Below are 494 nucleotides of genomic sequence, written 5' to 3'. Positions count from 1 at the left end.
GTCGATAGAGTCGATGACCGCCGCGATGTTCGGGCCCTGCTCACCGATGTCAGCGGGAGGCAAAGGTCGCTCGGGCATTCTCTGGTGAGCGAGGATGTAGTCGAGCTTCTCATCTATGTACACCACATACATGTCCTGGCTCAGGGCCCACGGCATGTGCTGCACCGAGCCGGAGTCGAAGGACACGAGAGTGGGAAGACCGGCCTGCTCGTCCGCCGCTACCATCTGCTGGAATTCCTGCAGTTCGCGCCCGTACGGCACCTCATACACCACCCACCAGAGGCCCGACGAACTCTTGTGGTGCCGCTTGGTGATCATCGGTAAGGCCCCGGCAGGGTCCACCGCTGACGTCGAGGCGGACATCATGCCCGCCCGGGCGGTGGACGGCGGATTAGCCAGCGCGTGCGCCAGTGCCGTACCCGTCACCGGGTCACCGGTAGTGACCTGCCCACCATCACCCACGCTCAACAACCGGCCATGCGCATCAGCGGGCA

At 64.4% G+C, this 494-nt stretch carries 1 protein-coding gene; it reads right to left on the bottom strand.

Going from position 1 to position 494, the window contains the following annotated elements; all coding sequences use genetic code 11:
• The coding region (locus tag ACLQ24_RS30220; RefSeq protein ID WP_425895135.1) for a hypothetical protein at positions 1 to 426 on the bottom strand (426 nt) is incomplete at its 3' end.
• Positions 427 to 494: the final 68 nt, after the last annotated feature.

It is taken from the genome of Micromonospora sp. DT4, from assembly GCF_049841675.1.
Lineage (GTDB): Bacteria > Actinomycetota > Actinomycetes > Mycobacteriales > Micromonosporaceae > Micromonospora.
Note: the sequence above shows the minus strand (reverse complement) of the source record. Positions and strands in the feature narration are given on the sequence as shown.